The organism is Streptomyces sp. NBC_01016 (genome assembly GCF_026341035.1).
GTDB lineage: Bacteria > Actinomycetota > Actinomycetes > Streptomycetales > Streptomycetaceae > Streptomyces.
On the sequence record NZ_JAPEOQ010000002.1, the window covers coordinates 774,449 to 795,092 of the forward strand.

Genomic DNA, 20,644 nt, shown 5'->3' on the forward strand with positions numbered 1-20,644 from the left:
CGGCAGATTGCCCAAGGCGGCAGGGCTTGACCGCGGCAGATCGCCCAAGGCGGCGGATTACGCCTACGGCAGCGCCAGCATCCGCTCGAGGGCGAGCTTGGCGAATTGTTCCGTTTCGCGGTCGACCTCGATGCGGTTGACCAGCTGGCCGTCCGCCAAGGACTCCAGCGTCCAGACCAGGTGCGGCAGGTCGATCCGGTTCATGGTCGAGCAGAAGCAGACCGTCTTGTCGAGGAAGACGACCTCCTTGTCCTCGGAGGCGAACCGGTTCGCGAGGCGGCGTACGAGGTTCAGCTCCGTGCCGATGGCCCACTTCGACCCGGCCGGCGCCGCCTCCAGCGCCTTGATGATGTACTCGGTCGACCCGACGTAGTCCGCCGCGGCCACGACCTCGTTCTTGCACTCGGGGTGCACGAGGACGTTCACCCCGGGGATGCGCGCCCGCACGTCCTCCACCGACTCCAGCGAGAAGCGCCCGTGCACGGAGCAGTGCCCGCGCCACAGGATCATCTTCGCGGCCCGCAGCTCCTCGACGCTCAGACCGCCGTTCGGCTTGTGCGGGTTGTAGACGACACAGTCGTCGAGCGACATGCCGAGGTCACGCACCGCGGTGTTCCGACCGAGGTGCTGGTCGGGCAGGAAGAGGACCTTCTCACCCTGCTCGAACGCCCAGTTCAGCGCGCGCTCGGCATTGCTGGACGTACAGATCGTGCCGCCGTGCTTGCCCGTGAACGCCTTGATGTCCGCGGAGGAGTTCATGTACGAGACGGGGACCACGGACTCGGCGATGCCGGCCTCGGTCAGCACGTCCCAGCACTCGGCGACCTGCTCGGCCGTCGCCATGTCCGCCATGGAGCAGCCGGCGGCGAGGTCGGGCAGGACCACCTTCTGGTCGTCGCCGGTGAGGATGTCGGCCGACTCGGCCATGAAGTGCACACCGCAGAACACGATGTACTCGGCCTCGGGCCGGGCCGCCGCGTCCCGCGCCAGCTTGAAGGAGTCCCCGGTCACGTCGGCGAACTGGATGACCTCGTCGCGCTGGTAGTGGTGTCCGAGCACGAACACCTTGTCTCCGAGCTTTTCCTTGGCCGCGCGCGCCCGCTCCACCAGGTCCGGGTCGGACGGTGAGGGCAGGTCGCCGGGGCACTCCACGCCGCGCTCGCTCTTGGGGTCGGCCTCGCGGCCGAGCAGCAGGAGCGCCAGAGGCGTGGGGGAAACATCCAGGTCAACGGGGGCCTGGGGGGACTGGGCCGTGGTCACGTCACGCACCCTTTCTTCGCTCTGCTCGACTTTTCGTCGATTTGACGTTATCTATCATACGTGCTTCACGTCAGTTTGACGATGGCAATGTCGTCGATGTGACGCAATCCGCCGGGCCCGGGCCGTGCCCCGTCGGCGCACGGTGTGCGAGCATGAAGAGAAGAAGTGCGAAACCCGGAATGGATCCGGGCCTTTGCCGGTTGCAATGGTCGGCAAGCAGTCTCCGAACAACCCGGGAGAGATGTAGATGTCCGTATCGGACGAGACCACCACCGTCAGCGACGGCATCATCCTCAGCGACGAAGCCGCCTCCAAGGTCAAGGCTCTGCTCGACCAGGAAGGCCGTGACGACCTGGCCCTGCGTGTGGCTGTTCAGCCCGGCGGCTGCTCCGGCCTGCGCTACCAGCTCTTCTTCGACGAGCGCTCGCTCGACGGCGATGTCGTGAAGGACTTCGGTGGCGTGAAGGTCGTCACCGACCGCATGTCGGCCCCGTACCTGGGCGGCGCCTCCATCGACTTCGTCGACACCATCGAGAAGCAGGGCTTCACGATCGACAACCCGAACGCCACGGGCTCCTGCGCCTGCGGCGACTCGTTCAGCTAAGCCGTACAGCTGTAACGCGCGAAGGGGCGGCCCCCGCGGGGGCCGCCCCTTCGGCATTGCTCCGGGCGCTCAGCCGCGGGGCGCGGGCTCGACCCCGCCGGGCGCGTTCTTCTGTGCGGGCCGCACGGTGGCCCCGTCGGCCGCCATCACCTTCCGCTCGCCCAGCGGCTCGTCCAGCGTCACCGGCAACGTATAGAACTTCGCCAGCTCGATGCAGACGGTGCCCTTCTTCTGCGTCTCGGTGACCTTCACGCTCACGCGGCCCCCGGACTCGCTCGCCGACGCCGTGTACTTCGCGCACACCCCGCCCGTGAAGTGCAGGGTCAGGGTCCTGCCCTTGGCGCTGTAGCCCTGGACGTGCACGGTGCGGGTGTCACCGCCCGCCTTGTCGGAGGGCTCGGAGGGCTCGGAGGGCTTCGAGGGATCCGATGGCGTGGGCTTCGTGCTCGGCTGTGAACTCTTCGGCGACGCAAGGTACTTGGGCTCCACCGCCGGATACGTCACCGTGAACGCGGCGTCCGACCCGCTCGGCCGCACCTCGAACAGCCATGACGGCACCAGCGCCTGCCGCCCCGCGACGGTGTGCGCGGCGAGCCCGAACGTCGCCTCGGTGACGGCGACCGTGGACGGCTTGGGCGGCGCCGAAGCGCAGTCCGCGTCCTTGTCCTCGCCCAGCGGCACCGGACTCGCGCACCCACCGACGGACACCCGGCCCCCGGCCGCCGCCCCGTTCATCCGCTCAAGGGCCTCGCGCGCCCCCACCGTCGGATACGTGTCACCCTTGGTCGGCGCCTTCAACTGGCCGCTTCCGCCCACCACTTGACCGTCCGAACCGACCTGGATCCCGGTCGACCAGCCGTACGTCGGCAGCCCGCCGACCGCCGGGTCGGCGTTCACCACACGGCTGGCGCCCATGAGTTGCCCTGCATCCAGCTTGGCGTCGTCCTGGCCGAGGGCCTTCAGGAGTGGAGCGGCGGCCTTCTTCGCGGCGGCCTCGCTGACCGCGTCCTTGGAACTGCCCCCGCCCGTCGGGTCCGAACACTTCGCCACGCCACCGCACTTGCTGCCGGCGGACGGCGCGTACCTGGAGTACGTCCAGGTCCCCGGCGCCTTCCGGCTCACCTGCAACGAGGGCCCCGAACCGTCCTTCGCCGGACCCACCTTCCAGGCGTCACCCGACCGTTGCATCTTCCCCGGTACGTCGAGGGCCTCGGCGAGCGTGCCGGCCTCGGCGGCGGTCACCTCGCCGCGGGCCCGGTACACGGGCGCCTTTCCGGGGCCCGCCGGGAGATCACCGGTCGCCTTGTAGCGGGTGCCGTTCGGGTCGGGCTCGCCGGGCGCGATGCCGGGCGGCGCCGTGCCGGAGGAGGGGGCGGCGTCGGAGTAGCCGTCCAGGGCGAGCGGCGGGGGAGTGCCCGGGCCGGTGTCGCCGGGTCGGCCCGACCCCTCGTCCTCGGACCCGCCCATCGCGTTCGCCGCCAGATACGCGCCGCCGCCACCGGCCAGCAGGGCGGCCGCCGCGACCGACACGACAGCCGCCGTGCGCCGTCGCGGGAGCCGGTCCCGCGTCCGCTCTTCGCTGCTCACCGCATCGCTCCTTCTCACCGGGGACACCGATGGGACGGGGCGGGCGGACGCGCGGTTCCCTTCCGGAAGCCGTCAGTCGCCTGTCAGTCGCCGAAACCGGCCATGGAGTCGATCAGCCGCGCGGACGACTCGGGCACGACGACCCCGTGAATTCCGGAGGGGCCGGGCGCGGCGCCGGGCCGCTCGACCTCCCACGGCGCCGGCGGTGTCACCCAGTGCGGGAGCATCCGGACGCAGTCACCGCGCAGCGCCGCGAGATCGTCCTGGACCATGCCTGACGCGTCGTAGGTCATGACGGCACGGTAGCCCTGAGGTGACATCCGAAGAAAGACCCGCTATCGGGCATTTTCCATACTTCAGCCCGCGCACCCCGAGCGGGTAGCGTGAAGCGTCAACTCCTCCCCTTATTCAGGAAGCGTGCTCACGCCGTGCGAATCGCAGTCACCGGCTCCATCGCCACTGACCACCTGATGACCTTCCCCGGCCGTTTCGCCGACCAGCTCGTCGCGGACCAGCTGCACACGGTCTCCCTCTCCTTCCTCGTCGACGCCCTCGACGTACGACGTGGAGGCGTCGGCCCCAACATCGCCTTCGGTATGGGGCAGCTCGGCACGAACCCGATCCTGGTCGGCGCCGCCGGCTCGGACTTCGACGAGTACCGCGCCTGGCTGGACCGCCACGGCGTGGACACGGAGTCCGTCCGGATCTCCGAGACCCTGCAGACGGCCCGTTTCGTGTGCACCACGGACGCGGACCACAACCAGATCGGCTCCTTCTACACGGGGGCCATGAGCGAGGCCCGGCTCATCGAGCTGAAGACCGTCGCGGACCGCGTCGACGGTCTCGACCTGGTCCTCATCGGCGCGGACGACCCGGAGGCGATGCTCCGACACACGGAGGAGTGCCGAAGCCGGTCGATCCCGTTCGCCGCCGACTTCTCGCAGCAGATCGCGCGCATGGAGGGCGAGGAGATCCGGACGCTCCTCGACGGCGCCACGTACCTCTTCTCCAACGAGTACGAGAAGGGACTCATCGAGTCCAAGACCGGCTGGACCGAAGCCGAGATCCTCGGCAAGGTCGGCCACCGCGTCACCACGCTCGGCGCGCGCGGTGTCCGCATCGAGAAGGCCGGCGAGGACCCGCTCGAGGTCGGCGTCCCGCAGGAGGAGGCCAAGGTCGACCCGACGGGCGTCGGCGACGCGTTCCGCGCGGGCTTCCTGTCCGGCCTCGCCTGGGGCGTCTCGCACGAGTGCGCGGCGCAGGTCGGATGCATGCTCGCGACGCTGGTCATCGAGACGCTCGGCACCCAGGAGTACGAGTTGCGGCGGGCGCCGTTCATGGACCGGTTCCGGAAGCAGTACGGGGACGTGGCCGCGGGGGAGGTCGAGGCTCACCTGGGCTGACGCCTCGGTCGGGACCGCGGCCGTTGCTGCTCTCGTGCCGAGTAGCGCGGCTGCGGTCTGTTCGTGGCCGGGTTTGCGCCCACGCGGCGGAGCCGCATATCGACACAGCCCCGCGCCCCTGGGCTACACGGTCCTGCGCACCACGTATGTCGCGCCCCCAGCAGTCCGGGGTTCTGCTCGTACGTACTCGTGGCCTTGGGTGTAGCACCATGCGGGGATGTCGATCGCGGCCACCTCGTCGTCCGCGAGGACGGTCACCGTGCCGCCCACCCGCACCCCGCCGATCGCCCTGCCGAGTTCGATGACCGGCTGGGGGCAGGTCAGGCCCAGCGCGTCGACGGTCACCGCATCGGCCGTGCCCTCCGCACCGGCGACCGGCGCGCCCAGCTTCTCCCGTACGTCGCCCACCACACCTGGCAGCACGTCGAGGAACCGCTCGACCTCGGCGGCCTCCGTGCCCAACGGCAGCGACACCCGTGCGTTCCCCTCGCTCACCACGCCCATCGCACGCAGCACATGGCTGGGCGTCAGCGTGCTGCTCGTACAGGACGACCCGGACGAAACGGAGAAACCGGCACGGTCGAGCCCGTGCAGCAGGCTCTCCCCGTCGACGTACAGACAGGAGAACGTCACCAGGTGCGGCAGCCGTCGCACCGGATCCCCGACGACCTCCACGTCCGACAGCAGCTCCGGCACCCGGGTCCGGATCCGCTCCGTCAACTCCCTGAGCCGCGCCGCCTCCTCGGCGGCCTCCGCCCGGACGGCCCGGAGCGACGCGGCCGCGGCCACGATGCCCGGAATGTTCTCGAAACCGGCGGCGCGCCCCGACTCCCGCTCGTCGGCGGGCCCTTGAGGGGCGAACCGCGTCCCCTTCCGTACGACGAGCAGACCGACCCCGGCCGGCCCACCCCACTTGTGCGCACTCCCGGCGAGCACCGACCAGTCACCCGCCACCGGCCCCCAGGTCAGGGACTGCGCGGCATCCACGAACAACGGAACTCCAGCAGCCCGGCACGCCTCGGCCACCTCCGCGACCGGCTGCTCGGTCCCCACCTCATGGTTGGCGGACTGCAGGCAGGCGAGCGCGGTGTCCTCGCGCAGCGCATCCCGGAACGCCTCGACGGTGACGCGCCCTTCGCGCCCCACCCCGACCTGAGTCACCGACCCGCCGAGGTTTTCGTGTGCTGCCGCCGAATGGAGCACGGCCGAATGTTCGACAGCTGACACGACCAGGTGCTTTCCGGCGCGCCGCCGCCCGGCGAGTGCCCCCGCGATCCCGTCGTGCACGGCTCGCGTCCCCGACGACGTGAACACGAGCTCATCAACACGACACCCCACGGCCTCGGCGGCCGCCTCCCGCGCGGCGTCAAGCAACAGCCGCGCCCGTCGTCCTTCCCGGTACAAACGGGACGGATCAGCCCAGCCCTCATCAAGCGAGGCCTGCAACGCCTGCCGCGCGACGGAATGAAGAGGAGCAGCCGAAGCAACATCGAAGTACGCCACGCCGCAACGCTAAGGGGCGCCGGGGCGAAGTCGCCCCTCAGGGCCGCGGACCCGTGACACCACCGGCTCCACCGCGGGGCACACCTAGACAGGCCGGACCGGCCAGCCCCACCTCCCTCCAGGGGCGCGGGGAACTGCGCACGCCAACCACGCCTGACCCCCACCCGCCGGAGGGGCCGGCCCCCGCCTCCCTCCAGGGGCGCGGGGAACTGCGCACCCCAGCCACGCCGGACCGCCACTGGCCGGAGCGGCCAAGCCCCACCTCCCTCCAGGGGCGCGGGGAACTGCGCAACCCCAGCCACGACTGACCCCCACCCACCGGAGCAGCCAAGCCCCACCTCCGAAGGCCACCCCCCCCCGACCCCCCGTCAGAAACCCTCAAACGCGGCCCGATCCCACCCTTCGGAGTGACCCGCGGCGCGTTAGGCACCCTCCCCGCGCAACCCCAAATAGCGTCCAGTAGGGTTTGGTCCGCATAAACATCCAAACCCCTGCCCGTGTGCCAGGGCGGCGAGCGACCAGCGAGATGGCGGCCGTAGCCAACCAAAGAGCGCGGGCGAGACTCTCGGGAAGGCGCTACGTGAGTCCCAACGGCTCCGACCGCTCGTCGCGGCGCCCGATGCGGCGGAAGCTGCCGCAGGTGCTGACTGCGGGCCTGATCCTGGTAACCGCTACCGGTTGCACATACAAGGACTTCCCTCGTCTTGGTATGCCCACCCCGGTGACGGAGGAGGCCCCTAGGATCCTCTCCCTCTGGCAGGGCTCGTGGGCGGCAGCGCTCGCCACGGGCGTGCTGGTGTGGGGGCTGATCCTGTGGAGTGTCATCTTCCACCGGCGCAGCCGCACCAAGATCGAGGTTCCAACTCAGACGCGGTACAACATGCCGCTCGAGGCGCTGTACACGGTTGTTCCGCTGATCATCGTGTCGGTCCTCTTCTACTTCACCGCGCGCGACGAGTCGAAGCTTCTGAAGCTCGACGACAAGCCCGCGCACACCGTCAACGTGGTCGGCTACCAGTGGAGCTGGGGCTTCAACTACGTCGAGAACGTGCCGGGTGTCGACGGTGACGCCAAGACCTCCAAGGAGCTCTCGGCGATTCCGAAGCGCTTCAAGGAGGACTTCCCGGCGAACGCCGGTGGTGTCTACGAGGTCGGTACTCCTGGCGAGCGGAACCCGCAGACCAACAACCCCGGCCCGACCCTCTGGCTCCCCAAGGGCGAGAAGGTCCGCTTCGTTCTGACTTCGCGTGACGTCATCCACTCCTTCTGGGTGGTGCCGTTCCTCATGAAGCAGGACGTCATCCCGGGCCACACCAACTCCTTCGAGGTGACCCCCAACAAGGAGGGGACCTTCCTGGGCAAGTGCGCCGAGCTTTGCGGCGTCGACCACTCCAGGATGCTGTTCAACGTGAAGGTCGTCTCTCCTGAGCGTTACCAGCAGCACCTCAAGGACCTCGCCAAGAAGGGGCAGACCGGTTACGTCCCGGCTGGCATCGCCCAGACGGACCACGAGAAGGACCGGGAGACGAAGAACCTGTGAGCATCCTCAACGAACCCCAGGGTGCCGCGGCAGCAAGCGACTCGTACGAGAACGAGCTGCCGGCCCGGCCCAAGAGCCCCGGCGCGACGGTGATCAAGTGGCTCACCACCACTGACCACAAGACCATCGGCACGCTGTATCTGGTCACGTCGTTCGCGTTCTTCTGCATCGGCGGCGTCCTGGCGCTCTTCATGCGCGCCGAACTGGCTCGTCCCGGCACGCAGATCATGTCGAACGAGCAGTTCAACCAGGCGTTCACGATGCACGGCACGATCATGCTGCTGATGTTCGCGACGCCACTGTTCTCCGGCTTCGCGAACTGGATCATGCCGCTCCAGATCGGCGCCCCCGACGTCGCGTTCCCGCGGCTGAACATGTTCGCCTACTGGCTGTACCTGTTCGGCTCGCTGATCGCGGTGGGTGGCTTCATCACCCCGCAGGGCGCCGCCGACTTCGGCTGGTTCGCCTACAGCCCGCTGTCGGACGCGGTCCGTTCGCCGGGCATCGGCGCCGACATGTGGATCATGGGTCTGGCCTTCTCCGGCTTCGGCACGATCCTCGGCTCGGTCAACTTCATCACCACGATCATCTGCATGCGCGCTCCTGGCATGACGATGTTCCGCATGCCGATCTTCGTGTGGAACGTGCTGCTGACCGGTGTGCTGGTCCTGCTGGCCTTCCCGGTGCTGGCCGCCGCGCTGTTCGCCCTGGAGGCGGACCGTAAGTTCGGTGCCCATGTATTCGACGCCAGTAATGGCGGGGCATTGCTATGGCAACACCTCTTCTGGTTCTTCGGACACCCAGAGGTGTACATCATCGCCCTACCATTCTTCGGAATTATTTCCGAAGTGATCCCGGTCTTCTCGCGCAAGCCGATGTTCGGCTACTCCGGCCTCATCGGTGCGACGATCGCGATCGCCGGCCTCTCCGTGACGGTGTGGGCGCACCACATGTACGTCACCGGCGGTGTGTTGCTTCCGTTCTTCTCCTTCATGACGTTCCTCATCGCCGTCCCAACAGGCGTGAAGTTCTTCAACTGGATCGGAACGATGTGGAAGGGCTCGCTGTCCTTCGAGACACCGATGCTCTGGACGATCGGCTTCCTGATCACCTTCACCTTCGGTGGTCTGACCGGCGTCATCCTGGCGGCCCCGCCGCTGGACTTCCACGTCTCGGACTCGTACTTCGTGGTGGCGCACTTCCACTACGTGGTGTTCGGCACCGTCGTGTTCGCGATGTTCGCCGGCTTCCACTTCTGGTGGCCGAAGATGACCGGCAAGATGCTCGACGAGCGTCTCGGCAAGATCACCTTCTGGACGCTGTTCATCGGCTTCCACGGCACGTTCCTGGTGCAGCACTGGCTGGGCGTCGAGGGCATGCCGCGTCGTTACGCGGACTACCTCGCGGCCGACGGCTTCACCGCGCTGAACACGATCTCGACGATCTCCTCGTTCCTGCTCGGCCTGTCGATCCTGCCGTTCCTCTACAACGTCTGGAAGACCGCCAAGTACGGCAAGAAGGTCGAGGTCGACGACCCGTGGGGTTACGGCCGTTCGCTGGAGTGGGCGACGTCCTGCCCGCCGCCGCGGCACAACTTCCTCACGCTGCCGCGCATCCGTTCGGAATCCCCGGCGTTCGATCTGCACCACCCGGAGATCGCCGCCCTGGACCAGCTTGAGAACGCCGGTCACGGCGACAAGGCCCTTGCTAAGGAGGCCGGCAAGTGAAGGTCCAAGGCAAGATGTTCATCTGGCTGAGCCTCTTCGTCCTGATCATGGCCGGTGTCTACGGCGTGTGGTCGAAGGAGCCGGCCGGTACGACGGCGCTCTTCCTGGCGTTCGGCCTGTGCATCATGGTCGGCTACTACCTGGCCTTCACGGCCCGGCGTGTCGACACCGGTGCCCAGGACAACAAGGAGGCCGACGTCGCGGACGACGCCGGCGAGGTGGGCTTCTTCAGCCCGCACTCCTGGCAGCCGCTCGCGCTCGGGGTCGGTGGCGCGCTCGCGTTCCTGGCCGTGGCCATCGGCTGGTGGCTGCTGTACTTCTCGGCCCCGATCATCATGTTCGGCCTGTGGGGCTGGGTCTTCGAGTACTACCGCGGCGAGAACCAGAACCAGTGAGCTGCGGCTGACCGGTACTGAACTTCCGTAACCGACGGGCCCGGACACTCCTGATGGAGTGTCCGGGCCCGTCGGTGTGTTGTCTGTTGCCCCGTGCGGCTCACTCGCCGCGCTGGACCGGGAGTTCCTTCTTACGGTGAGGTCATGAACCACTCACCGCGTATCCGTACGGTTCTGGGCTGCACCGTGCTGGTGGCCGCACTCGGTGCGAGCACAGCGGCATGCGGCAACTCCTCCCACCCGCTCTCCGCCAAGCCGTACGACGCGGCGAGCCAGATCTCCTTCAGCGGTCCCGCGGGCAGCGCCAAGAAGGCGGACCCGGACAAGCCGCTGGAGGTCACCGCCCAGGGCGACGAGTCCCGCATCACCGACGTCACCGCCCAGGACGCCATGGGCCGCTATGTCGCGGGCGAACTCTCCGCCGACGGCACGAGATGGCACACCACCGCCCCGCTGACCGCGGACACCCGCTACACGGTCCGGGTGAGCACCGAGGACGAGGACGGCGGACCCGGCCGCAAGGTCCTGGGCTTCGACACCGGCCACCCGGGCAAGGAGAAGGCCCTCAAGGTCACGTTCGGCCCGCAGAAGGGCACCTACGGCGTCGGACAGCCGATCACCGCCGAACTCAACAAGCCCGTCCGGGACGAGAAGTCCCGCGCGCTGGTGGAGCGCTCCCTGCAGGTCGACTCCAAGCCCGCCGTGGACGGCTCCTGGTACTGGGTGGACAGCACCGAACTGCACTACCGCCCCAAGGGGTACTGGCCCACACAGGCGAAAATCACCGCCTCCAGCAGGCTGGAGGGCGTGAAGATCCGGGACGGTCTGTGGGGCGGCAGTTCCAAGCCGCTGACCATCAGCACGGGCGACCGCATCGTGGCCGTCACCGACGCCGGCTCGCACTCCATGACGGTCTACCGCAACGGCAAGGAGATCAACTCCATCCCGGTCACCACCGGCAAGGCCGGCTACGAGACCCGAAACGGCGTCAAGGTGGTGCTCGGCAAGGAGTACTACGTACGGATGCGGGGCGAGACGATCGGCATCTCCGAGGGCTCCTCGGACTCGTACGACCTGCCCGTGTACTACGCGACCCGCGTCACCTGGAGCGGCGAGTACGTGCACGCCGCGCCCTGGTCGGTCGGCGCGCAGGGCTCAGCGAACGTCAGCCACGGCTGCACCGGCATGAGCACCAACAACGCCGCCTGGTTCTTCGACACCGTGCGCCAGGGCGACATCGTGAAGGTCGTCAACAGCTACGGCTCGGAAATGGACCCGTTCGGGAACGGGTTCGGCGACTGGAACGTCAGCTGGAAGAAGTGGAAGGCGGGCAGCGCCCTCACGAAGAAGGCCGACAAGCCCGACCCGGCCCTCCAGGCACGGCTCAGCCCTCAGGTCTGAGACCGCCCGGCAGGATCAGCGGTGTGACTTCCGACTCCCGTACGCCATCGGTGTACGGGAGTCGGCGCGTGCGGGAGCCGACGGCAGCCGGTCCGTGCGGGCGCCTCAGGCGCCGACAGCGAGCCGGGAGCGCAGCAGGGAGGCCAGCGCCTCGGCGAACTCCACGGGCTCCACAGGGAGCGTCACAGCCGCCTCCGCGCGGCTCCACGTCGCCAGCCACGCGTCCTGCGGGCGGCCGATCAGGAGCAGCACCGGCGGGCAGTGGAAGATCTCGTCCTTGATCTGCCGGCACACGCCCATGCCGCCCGCGGGAGCGGCCTCGCCGTCGAGCACGCAGACGTCGATCCCGCCGCGGTCCAGCTCCTTCATGACGGCCGGAAGCGTCGCGCATTCGATGAACTGCACCTCGGGGGTGTCGGACGCGGGCCGTCGGCCTGTCGCGAGGCGCACCTGCTCGCGCGTGTTGGCGTCGTCGCTGTAGACCAGAACCGTCGCGGTCGACTGCATCGTTCCTCCGAGGCGTTGTCGGTCGGTGGAGCCCAAGAACGTAACTGCGCGGAGCCTACTCCTCCCGACACCCCGTCAACACCGGTTCGCACGCGGCTCCGATGGGCCATTTGGGCTGGACACACCACCCAGACACTCCGAACGGCACCCCCCGGAGTGAGGGCGAGATAAGCGACCGACATAATGTCGGTCGTGGCGACAGCAACGACAGTAGAAACCGGGCACGCGCACCCGTCGGTCAATCGACCGAACCTCACCAGCGTCGGAACCATCATCTGGCTGAGTTCCGAGCTGATGTTCTTCGCGGCCCTCTTCGCGATGTACTTCACCCTGCGATCGGTGACCGGGCCGGATCACTGGAAGGAAATGGCGCATGCGCTGAATCTTCCGTTCTCCGCGACGAACACCACGATCCTGGTGCTCTCCTCACTCACGTGCCAGATGGGCGTGTTCGCCGCTGAGCGCGGCGACGTGAAGAAGCTCCGTTCGTGGTTCATCGTCACCTTCATCATGGGTGCGATCTTCATCGGCGGTCAGGTCTACGAGTACACCGAGCTGGTCAAGAAGGATGGGCTCTCGCTCTCCTCCGACCCGTACGGCTCGGTGTTCTACCTGACCACCGGCTTCCACGGCATGCACGTGACAGGTGGCCTCATCGCCTTCCTGTTCGTCCTCGGCAGGACGTACGCGGCCCGGAAGTTCACCCATCATCAGGCGACAGCCGCCATCGTCGTGTCCTATTACTGGCACTTCGTGGACGTCGTCTGGATCGGCCTCTTCGCCACGATCTACCTGATCAAGTAGTTCGACGATCACAGCATCGGGCGAAGTACCCGACACATTTCCGCAGCACCGACGCAGAAGATCCTGACACCGGGGTAATCCGTGAAAAAGCTCTCCGCACGACGACGCCATCCGCTGGCGGCGGTCGTCGTCCTACTCCTCGCGCTGGCGGCCACCGGGGGGCTGTACGCCGCGTTCGCACCCGCGGACAAGGCGCAGGCCGATGAAACCGCCCAGTCCCTCGCCATCGACGAGGGCAAGAAGCTCTTCTCCGTAGGCTGCGCCAGCTGCCACGGAACCGGCGGTCAGGGCACCTCCGACGGGCCGAGCCTCGTGGGTGTCGGCTCCGCCGCCGTCGACTTCCAGGTCGGTACCGGCCGTATGCCGGCCCAGCAGCCGGGCGCGCAGGTCCCGAAGAAGAAGGTCATCTACTCGCAGGCCGAGATCGACCAGCTCGCGGCGTACATCGCGTCGCTGGGTGCCGGTCCGGTCACGCCGACCGCCAAGGACTACAGCGCCAACGGCGCGGACATCGCCAAGGGTGGCGAGCTGTTCCGCACCAACTGCGCGCAGTGCCACAACTTCACTGGTGAGGGTGGCGCGCTGACACACGGCAAGTTCGCACCGAGCCTCGAGGGTGTCGCCCCGAAGCACATCTACGAGGCCATGCAGACCGGCCCGCAGAACATGCCGTCGTTCCCGGACACGACGATGACCAAGCAGAACAAGAAGGACATCATCGCGTACCTCGACGCGGTCAACGGTGACAAGACCGAGAGCCCTGGCGGACTCAAGCTGGGCGGGCTCGGCCCGGTCAGTGAGGGCCTGTTCGCCTGGATCTTCGGTCTTGGCGGTCTGATCGCCGTCGCCATCTGGGTTGCCGCTCGGACCGCAAAGGCCAAGAAGTCATGAGTAGCCAAGACATTCCAGAAGAGAACCTGCCCACTGAGCAGGACGCCGAGGAGCACGGCTCGGTCGCGGTGAAGGACGAGCCCTTCACCGACCCGGGTCTGCCGCCCCACGAGCACCGGATCCAGGACCTCGACGAGCGGGCCGCCAAGCGGTCCGAGCGCGTCGTTGCCTTCCTGTTCATGGTGTCGATGCTGGCCACGGTCGGCTTCATCGCCTCGTACGTCACCATCGACGTCGACACGAGCATCTACGTCTTCCCGATCGGGCACATCAGCGCGCTCAACTTCGCGCTCGGCCTGACCCTGGGCGTGGCCCTGTTCTGCATCGGCGCGGGCGCGGTCCACTGGGCCCGCACCCTGATGTCCGACGAAGAGGTCATCCAGGAGCGGCACCCGATCGAGGCGGAGCCCGAGGTCAAGGCGAAGGTCCTGCAGGACTTCGCCGACGGTGCCCGCGAGTCGCAGTTCGGCCGGCGCAAGCTGATCCGCAACACCCTGTTCGGTGCGCTCGCGCTGGTGCCCCTTTCCGGTGTGGTCCTGCTTCGTGACCTCGGGCCGCTGCCCGAGAAGAAGCTGCGCACCACGTCGTGGAAGAAGGGCCTGACCCTCGTCAACATGAACACGAACGAGCCGCTGCGTCCTTCGGACATCGCGGTCGGCTCGCTCACCTTCGCCAAGCCCGAGGGCCTGGAGGAGCACGACGAGGAATTCCAGACGAAGATCGCCAAGGACGCCCTGATGCTCGTCCGGATCCAGCCGGAGAACATCAAGGACAAGCAGGAACTCGAGTGGTCCCACGAGGGCATCGTGGCCTACTCGAAGATCTGCACCCACGTCGGTTGCCCGATCTCGCTGTACGAGCAGCAGACGCACCACGCGCTGTGCCCGTGCCACCAGTCCACCTTCGACCTCTCCGACGGCGCCCGGGTGATCTTCGGTCCTGCCGGTCACGCGCTGCCGCAGCTGCGCATCGGCGTCAACGAAGAGGGTCACCTCGAGGCGCTGAGCGAATTCGCTGAGCCCGTCGGTCCTGCCTTCTGGGAGCGCGGATGAGTACTACGACCACGAACGACGCGCCTGCGCGCGAGAAGGCACCGGCCGGCGAGCGCGTTGCCGACTGGGCCGACGGACGTCTGGGGATCTACTCCCTGGCCAAGTCCAACATGCGCAAGATCTTTCCGGACCACTGGTCCTTCATGCTCGGCGAGATCTGCATGTACAGCTTCATCATCATCATCCTCACGGGTGTGTATCTGACGCTGTTCTTCCACCCGTCGATGAACGAGGTCACCTACGACGGCAGCTACGTCCCGCTCCAGGGGCAGCTGATGTCGGAGGCCTTCAACTCGACCATGCACATCTCCTTCGATGTGCGCGGTGGCCTGCTGATCCGTCAGATCCACCACTGGGCCGCGCTGATCTTCCTCGCGGGCATGTTCGTGCACATGATGCGCGTGTTCTTCACGGGTGCGTTCCGCAAGCCGCGTGAGGTCAACTGGGTCTTCGGCTTCCTGCTGTTCGTCCTGGGCATGTTCACCGGTTTCACCGGTTACTCGCTCCCGGACGACCTGCTCTCCGGCACCGGTGTCCGCTTCATGGAGGGCGCGATCCTGTCCGTGCCGATCGTCGGCACGTACATGTCGTTCTTCCTGTTCGGCGGAGAGTTCCCCGGCGGCGACTTCGTCGCGCGGTTCTACTCGATCCACATCCTGCTGTTGCCGGGCATCATGCTCGGCCTGATGGCGGCGCACCTGATCCTGGTCTTCTACCACAAGCACACGCAGTTCGCGGGTGCCGGAAAGACCAACAAGAACGTCGTGGGCATGCCGCTGCTGCCGGTCTACATGGCCAAGGCGGGTGGCTTCTTCTTCCTGGTCTTCGGCGTCATCGCGGTGATCGCCGCGATCGCGACGATCAACCCGATCTGGGCCATCGGACCGTACCGGCCCGACCAGGTGTCCACCGGTGCACAGCCCGACTGGTACATGGGCTTCTCCGAAGGCCTGATTCGAGTGATGCCGGGCTGGGAGATCGACTTCTGGGGTCATACGCTCGTCCTGGGCGTGGCCATCCCGCTGGTCGTGGTCTTCCCGCTGGTCCTGGTCGCGATCGCGGTCTACCCGTTCATCGAGTCCTGGGTCACCGGCGACAAGCGCGAGCACCACATCCTGGACCGCCCGCGCAACGCTCCGACGCGTACGGCCTTCGGTGTCGCGTGGATCACCTGGTACATGGTGCTGCTCATCGGTGGTGGTAACGACCTCTGGGCCACGCACTTCCACCTGTCGATCAATGCGATCACCTGGTTCGTCCGGATCGCGTTCTTCGTCGGACCGGTCATCGCCTTCATCGTCACCAAGCGGATCTGCCTCGGCCTCCAGCGCCGCGACAAGGACAAGGTGCTGCACGGACGCGAGTCCGGCATCATCAAGCGCCTGCCGCACGGTGAGTTCGTCGAGGTGCACGAGCCGCTCGACCAGGAGGCCCTGCACACGCTCACGGCGCACGAGCAGTACGCGCCGGTCGAGCTCGGCCCGTCGGTCGACGAGAACGGTGTCGAGCGCAAGGTCACGCGGCTGCAGAAGCTGCGTGGCAAGCTCTCGCGCGGTTACTACGGGGAGAACAACCAGATCCCGAAGCCGACCGCCGAGGAGTACAAGGAGATCACCAGCGGCCACGGCCACCACTGATCTCTGAATCGTCGCTGTAAGCCACCGCGGGAGCCCTCGTCCAGTGCCTGGACGGGGGCTCTTTGCGGTCCCGGGACCTGGATAGGGTGGGGTCGGCACCACCCTCAACTCACAGATGCACACAGGAGCGGCCATGAGCGCTTTGAACCCCGCTGGAGGCAACACCGCGGCGGGCCGTTCCTGGCCCGCCGTCCTGAACGGCCTGCTCGAAGGCCGTGACCAGAGCGCCGACGACACCGCGTGGGCGATGGACCGGATCATGCGGGGCGAGGCGACCGACGCGCAGATCGCCGGGTTCGCGGTGGCGCTGCGCGCCAAGGGCGAGACCGTGCAGGAGATCACCGGTCTCGTACGCGGCATGTACGAGCACGCCAACGTGATCGAGGTGCCCGGCGAGACCGTCGACATCGTCGGCACCGGCGGCGACGGCGCGAAGACCGTCAACATCTCCACGATGTCGGCGATCGTCATCGCGGGCACCGGCGCCAAGGTCGTCAAGCACGGCAACCGTGCCGCCTCCTCCGCCTCGGGCTCCTCCGACGTACTGGAGAAGCTCGGCGTCAATCTCGACCTGTCGCCGAAGCGGGTGCCCGAGGTCGCCGAGGAAGCCGGCATCACGTTCTGCTTCGCCATAAAGTTCCACCCCGCGCTGCGCTACGCGGGCGCCGCGCGCGGCCAGCTCGGCATCCGCACGGTCTTCAACCTGCTGGGCCCGCTGACCAACCCGGCCAAGGTGAAGGCGCAGGCCGTCGGCGTCGCCGATGCCCGGATGGCGCCGATCGTGGCCGGGGTCTTCGCCGAGCGCGGCAACTCCTCCCTGGTGTTCCGCGGCGACGACGGGCTCGACGAGCTGACCACCACGGGAACGTCGCGCGTGTGGGTGGTGCGGGACGGCGCCGTGCGCGAGGAGTCCTTCGACCCGCGCGACGTCGGCATCGACATCGTGCCCATCGAGGCGCTGCGCGGCGGCGACCCCTCGTACAACGCGGAGGTCGCCCTGCGCCTCCTCGACGGCGAGCAGGGGCCGGTGCGCGACGCGGTGCTGCTGAACTCGGCGGCGGCGCTGGTGGCCGTGCGGCCCGGTGAGGGCACGCTCGTCGAGCAGATCCGGGCCGGCATGGACCGGGCGGCCGAGTCGATCGACTCCGGCGCCGCGAAGGCCGCCCTTGAGCGGTGGGTGGCGGCCAGCAACCGCTGAGCACGCGTCAGATGTGACGCAGGGCGCAGTCCGGATTTTGGACTGCGCCCTTGCCGTATCCGAGACGTGTGGCAGGATGCTTTTCAAGGTCATGAGTGACAGCGCGGTGATATTTCACTGTAGAAGGCCCCAGCCCGCTGTCCGGCAACCCTCCGTCCGTGGCGGGGTGCCCTGGGTGAAGACCAGGCCGTGCGCAGCAAGGCGTGTGGCAAGCGCGGGCCCCTCGACATCGGTGAATGTCACAGCCCTGGGGTCCTGGTCCTCAAGGGAGCAGTCTCGTGAGCAAGCGAATGCGATAGGGCGTTTCGGCCCCGCCTCCGCGTACCCGTTTCATCTTTCTTTCCATGCTGTCGAGCCACATGGTTCTGGTTCCGGCATGGTCAATTCGCTTATCGCGCCAGGGAGTTCACCCATGTCTGTTTCCGTCGACGCCGCCGCTTGTACCGAGACCATCGCCCCGCTTCAGGTCCTCGGCCGGGACGTCACCGTGCCGCTCGTCCACGGCGGCGAGGTCACGTACGCCGCCCTCGACTACGCCGCCAGCGCGCCCGCCCTCCAGCGGGTCTGGGACGACGTCGCCGCCTACGCGCCGTACTACGGGAGCGTGCACCGCGGCGCCGGGTACCTGTCGCAGCTGTCGACGGACCTGTTCGAGAACTCCCGGGTTGCCGTCGCCGAGTTCCTCGGCTGCCGCGAGGACGACCAGGTCGTCTTCACCCGGTCCACCACCGACTCGCTCAACCTGCTCGCCGCCGCGCTGCCCGCCGGCTGCGAGGTGTTCGTCTTCGAGACCGAGCACCACGCGTCGCTGCTGCCGTGGCGCGACGCCCGCGTGACGTACCTGAACGCGCCGCGCACCCCCGGCGAGGCCGTCGCCACCCTGGAGCGCGCCCTCGCCGACCGGGACCCCTACGGTCCGGCCCTCGTCTGCGTCACCGGTGCCTCCAACGTCACCGGTGAGCTCTGGCCGGTGCGCGAGCTCGCGGCGGCCGCTCACGCGCACGGTGCCCGCATCGTGCTCGACGCCGCGCAGCTCGCGCCCCACCACCCGGTCTCCGTCCAGGACCTGGACGTCGACTGGGTCGCCTTCTCCGGGCACAAGCTGTACGCCCCGTTCGGCTCGGGTGTCCTCGCCGGCCGCTCCGACTGGCTGAAGGAGGCCGAGCCGTACCTCGCCGGTGGTGGCGCGTCCAAGAAGGTCGCGCGCCGCACGGACGGTGGTGTGGACGTCGAGTGGCACGCCACCGCCGCCCGCCACGAGGCCGGTTCGCCGAACGTCATCGGCGTCTACTCCATCGCCTCCGCCTGCAAGGCGCTCACCGAGGCCGGGTTCGACAACCTCGTCGCCCGCGAGCAGTACCTGATCCGCAAGGTCCAGGACGGTCTCGCCGAGGTGCCCGAGGTGAAGGTGCTGTCCCTGTTCGGGGACGACGCTCCGCGTGTGGGCGTGCTGTCCTTCGTCGTCGACGGCTGGAACTCCTCGCACTTCGCCGCCGCGCTCTCCGCCGAGTACGGGATCGGGGTCCGTGACGGCCTGTTCTGCGCCCACCCGCTGGTGCGCACGCTGCTCGGTTCCGACCCGCAGCAGCAGGGCGAGTGCGGCGCCCCGGAGGCCGCGCCGGGCGAGAAGTCGCTCAACGCCATCCGCGTCAGCTTCGGCGCCGGCACGCCGGACGAGCACGTGGAGCGTTTCGTGGCCGCCGTGAAGGAGCTCGTGCAGGACGGCGCGCGGTGGAACTACCGCACCGAGGACGGGCGTTGCGTGCCGGACACGGCGAGCGCCTGATCCGGCTCGGGGGTCGCCCGGTCCGGCTGAGGGGCCGTACGGAGTCGGCTGCCGAGGACGACCATCCGTAGGGCCCGCTCGGTGGCGTCCGTGAGGAACTCGCCGCCGCGGCCCAGGCCGGCCGCCGGCTGTTCGGCCTGCGTGGGCGTCGCGCCCTTCTGCGGGGCGAAGACGCGGGTGACGCCGCGCTCCCCGCACAGGACGTTGAACGGATTGCACGCCACCCGGATCTCGGTCTCCTTCAGACGGGGCTCTTCTCGTGCGGAGGCGCTACGCGTCGAGGCCGATCGCGAACGCCGCCTCCAGGTCGTGCTGCGAGTACGTACGGAACGCGACGTGCGTGTCCGTGCCCTCGACGCCCTGGATCTTGCTGATCTTCCCGGGGATGACGTCCGCCAGATCGTCGTGGCGGGCGACCCGGACCATGGCGATCAGGTCGTAGGTACCGGTGACGGAGAAGACCTCGCTCACGTTGTCCAGAGCCGCGATCGACTCGGCGATCTCGGGGATCCGGTCCACGCTGGTCTTGATGAGCACGATCGCGGTGATCACGGCTGGCTGTCTCCCTCGGTGGCCGTGGCATGGGTCGCCTCAACTCTAGCCCGCCCCCTGTACCTCACCCACGCGTAGAGGAACCCGACGGAGAACCCCACGAGGTGCGCCAGATACGCCACCCCCGGCCCCTGGCTGTCCTGCCCCGCCGCCACCCACTGCAGCGACACCCAGAACGGCAGCACCACCCACGCCGGAAACCGCAGCGGCAGAAACAGGAGGAAGGGGAACAGGCTCGTCACGCGGGCTTCGGGGAACAAGAAGAGGAACGCGCCGAGGACCGCCGAGATCGCCCCCGACGCGCCGACCAGGCTCTGGTCGGAATCGGTGTGCGCGAGCGTGTACCCGAGCAGCGCCACATAGCCGCTGACCCCATAGAACAGGGCGTACGAGAGGCGGCCCATGTGTTCCTCGACCATTGCCCCGAAGACGTAGAGGAAGAGCATGTTGCCCAGCAGGTGCAGCCAACTGCCGTGCACGAACAAGGCCGTGAGAGGGGTGAGCAGGGCCGCTGGTGAACCGTCGAACAATTCGTCGGGGACCACTCCCCAGCGCTCGAAGTAGGCGCTCTGCGCGGCGAGCAGCTGGTCCCCGGTGCCGTATCCGGGGTTGAGACCCGAGGCCGGGGACAGTACGAAGACCACGCAGCAGACCGCGATGATGCTGTACGTGACCGGAGCCGGGTGACCTCTGAGGAATGCGGTCAGCCTGTCGATCGCGGAGCGCCCATTGCCGATCATGGACAGAGCATGACGCAAGGCGGGGAGCGGGCGGCGTACGGCAGGCCGTAGGGTTAC

At 68.1% G+C, this 20,644-nt stretch carries 19 protein-coding genes, 1 pseudogene and 1 riboswitch; of the genes and pseudogenes, 12 read left to right on the forward strand and 8 right to left on the reverse strand.

Annotation, left to right across the window (positions count from 1 at the left end; all coding sequences use genetic code 11):
• Positions 1-63: 63 nt before the first annotated feature.
• A complete protein-coding gene (nadA, locus tag OG746_RS30220) occupies positions 64-1,269 on the reverse strand; it encodes a quinolinate synthase NadA (RefSeq protein WP_524540498.1) in 1,206 nt (401 codons plus the stop codon).
• Positions 1,270-1,507: 238 nt separating this feature from the next.
• Here nadA and OG746_RS30225 point away from each other — a divergent pair, with 238 nt between their 5' ends.
• Positions 1,508-1,864, forward strand: a complete 357-nt coding sequence (locus OG746_RS30225; RefSeq protein ID WP_266720438.1) for a HesB/IscA family protein — start codon at positions 1,508-1,510, stop codon at positions 1,862-1,864.
• A 69-nt stretch (positions 1,865-1,933) separates the two neighbouring features.
• Here the strand turns inward: OG746_RS30225 and OG746_RS30230 are convergent, their stop codons facing one another.
• Positions 1,934-3,451: a hypothetical protein gene (locus tag OG746_RS30230; RefSeq protein ID WP_266720440.1), complete on the reverse strand. Its 1,518-nt coding sequence runs from the start codon at positions 3,449-3,451 to the stop codon at positions 1,934-1,936.
• A gap of 83 nt (positions 3,452-3,534) precedes the next feature.
• Positions 3,535-3,744, reverse strand: a complete 210-nt coding sequence (locus tag OG746_RS30235; protein ID WP_266720442.1) for a hypothetical protein — start codon at positions 3,742-3,744, stop codon at positions 3,535-3,537.
• A 135-nt stretch (positions 3,745-3,879) separates the two neighbouring features.
• Between OG746_RS30235 and OG746_RS30240 the strand changes: the two genes are divergently transcribed.
• Positions 3,880-4,854, forward strand: coding sequence for a carbohydrate kinase family protein (locus tag OG746_RS30240; protein ID WP_266720444.1), 975 nt, complete (start codon positions 3,880-3,882; stop codon positions 4,852-4,854).
• A gap of 123 nt (positions 4,855-4,977) precedes the next feature.
• On the opposite strand, the gene OG746_RS30245 is transcribed toward OG746_RS30240, so the two are convergent.
• Positions 4,978-6,357, reverse strand: a complete 1,380-nt coding sequence (locus tag OG746_RS30245) for a cysteine desulfurase/sulfurtransferase TusA family protein (RefSeq protein WP_266720446.1) — start codon at positions 6,355-6,357, stop codon at positions 4,978-4,980.
• A gap of 580 nt (positions 6,358-6,937) precedes the next feature.
• On the opposite strand from OG746_RS30245, the gene ctaC reads away from it, so the two are divergent.
• The 4 genes from ctaC to OG746_RS30265 all read left to right on the forward strand — a co-directional run bounded on the left by ctaC (position 6,938) and on the right by OG746_RS30265 (position 11,420).
• A complete protein-coding gene (gene ctaC / locus OG746_RS30250) occupies positions 6,938-7,897 on the forward strand; it encodes an aa3-type cytochrome oxidase subunit II (protein WP_266720448.1) in 960 nt (319 codons plus the stop codon).
• Entirely contained in the window at positions 7,894-9,624 is a 1,731-nt protein-coding gene (ctaD, locus tag OG746_RS30255; RefSeq protein ID WP_266720450.1) for an aa3-type cytochrome oxidase subunit I, read from the forward strand. Before ctaC ends, ctaD begins: the two co-directional genes overlap by 4 nt.
• Complete coding sequence (gene ctaF, locus OG746_RS30260) at positions 9,621-10,019, forward strand: cytochrome c oxidase subunit 4 (protein WP_266720452.1); 399 nt, start codon at positions 9,621-9,623, stop codon at positions 10,017-10,019. Before ctaD ends, ctaF begins: the two co-directional genes overlap by 4 nt.
• A gap of 144 nt (positions 10,020-10,163) precedes the next feature.
• On the forward strand, positions 10,164-11,420 hold the full coding sequence (locus OG746_RS30265; RefSeq protein ID WP_266720454.1) for a L,D-transpeptidase: 1,257 nt from the start codon (positions 10,164-10,166) through the stop codon (positions 11,418-11,420).
• 105 nt (positions 11,421-11,525) lie between these two features.
• Here the strand turns inward: OG746_RS30265 and OG746_RS30270 are convergent, their stop codons facing one another.
• Positions 11,526-11,927, reverse strand: coding sequence for a DNA-binding transcriptional response regulator (locus OG746_RS30270; RefSeq protein WP_266720456.1), 402 nt, complete (start codon positions 11,925-11,927; stop codon positions 11,526-11,528).
• A gap of 183 nt (positions 11,928-12,110) precedes the next feature.
• Here OG746_RS30270 and ctaE point away from each other — a divergent pair, with 183 nt between their 5' ends.
• The 6 genes from ctaE (at position 12,111) to OG746_RS30300 (ending at position 19,295) form a co-directional block, all read left to right on the forward strand.
• Complete coding sequence (ctaE, locus tag OG746_RS30275; protein WP_266720458.1) at positions 12,111-12,731, forward strand: aa3-type cytochrome oxidase subunit III; 621 nt, start codon at positions 12,111-12,113, stop codon at positions 12,729-12,731.
• Between the two features lie 81 nt (positions 12,732-12,812).
• Positions 12,813-13,622, forward strand: coding sequence for a cytochrome bc1 complex diheme cytochrome c subunit (qcrC, locus tag OG746_RS30280; RefSeq protein ID WP_266720460.1), 810 nt, complete (start codon positions 12,813-12,815; stop codon positions 13,620-13,622).
• Complete coding sequence (gene qcrA / locus OG746_RS30285; protein ID WP_266720462.1) at positions 13,619-14,674, forward strand: cytochrome bc1 complex Rieske iron-sulfur subunit; 1,056 nt, start codon at positions 13,619-13,621, stop codon at positions 14,672-14,674. The genes qcrC and qcrA overlap by 4 nt, the downstream gene beginning before the upstream one ends.
• The gene (gene qcrB, locus OG746_RS30290; protein ID WP_266720464.1) at positions 14,671-16,311 is read left to right on the forward strand and encodes a cytochrome bc1 complex cytochrome b subunit; all 1,641 of its coding nucleotides are present in this window, start codon (positions 14,671-14,673) and stop codon (positions 16,309-16,311) included. Before qcrA ends, qcrB begins: the two co-directional genes overlap by 4 nt.
• A gap of 133 nt (positions 16,312-16,444) precedes the next feature.
• Positions 16,445-17,509 (forward strand): anthranilate phosphoribosyltransferase, encoded by a 1,065-nt coding sequence (gene trpD, locus OG746_RS30295; RefSeq protein WP_266720466.1) that lies wholly within the window; start codon positions 16,445-16,447, stop codon positions 17,507-17,509.
• An 87-nt stretch (positions 17,510-17,596) separates the two neighbouring features.
• A riboswitch (SAM riboswitch) is annotated at positions 17,597-17,730 on the forward strand.
• A gap of 191 nt (positions 17,731-17,921) precedes the next feature.
• A complete protein-coding gene (locus OG746_RS30300; RefSeq protein WP_266720468.1) occupies positions 17,922-19,295 on the forward strand; it encodes an aminotransferase class V-fold PLP-dependent enzyme in 1,374 nt (457 codons plus the stop codon).
• A 35-nt stretch (positions 19,296-19,330) separates the two neighbouring features.
• On the opposite strand, the pseudogene OG746_RS45460 reads toward OG746_RS30300, so the two are convergent.
• The 3 genes and pseudogenes from OG746_RS45460 to OG746_RS30315 form a co-directional block, all read right to left on the reverse strand.
• A pseudogene (locus OG746_RS45460) lies at positions 19,331-19,549 on the reverse strand (glycerate kinase); the annotation flags it as partial.
• A gap of 16 nt (positions 19,550-19,565) precedes the next feature.
• A complete protein-coding gene (locus OG746_RS30310) occupies positions 19,566-19,847 on the reverse strand; it encodes an Lrp/AsnC family transcriptional regulator (RefSeq protein WP_266720470.1) in 282 nt (93 codons plus the stop codon).
• Positions 19,844-20,587 carry a rhomboid family intramembrane serine protease gene (locus OG746_RS30315; RefSeq protein ID WP_266720472.1) on the reverse strand — a complete coding sequence of 248 codons (744 nt, stop codon included), beginning with the start codon at positions 20,585-20,587 and terminating at the stop codon, positions 19,844-19,846. Before OG746_RS30315 ends, OG746_RS30310 begins: the two co-directional genes overlap by 4 nt.
• Between the last annotated feature and the right edge of the window lie 57 nt (positions 20,588-20,644).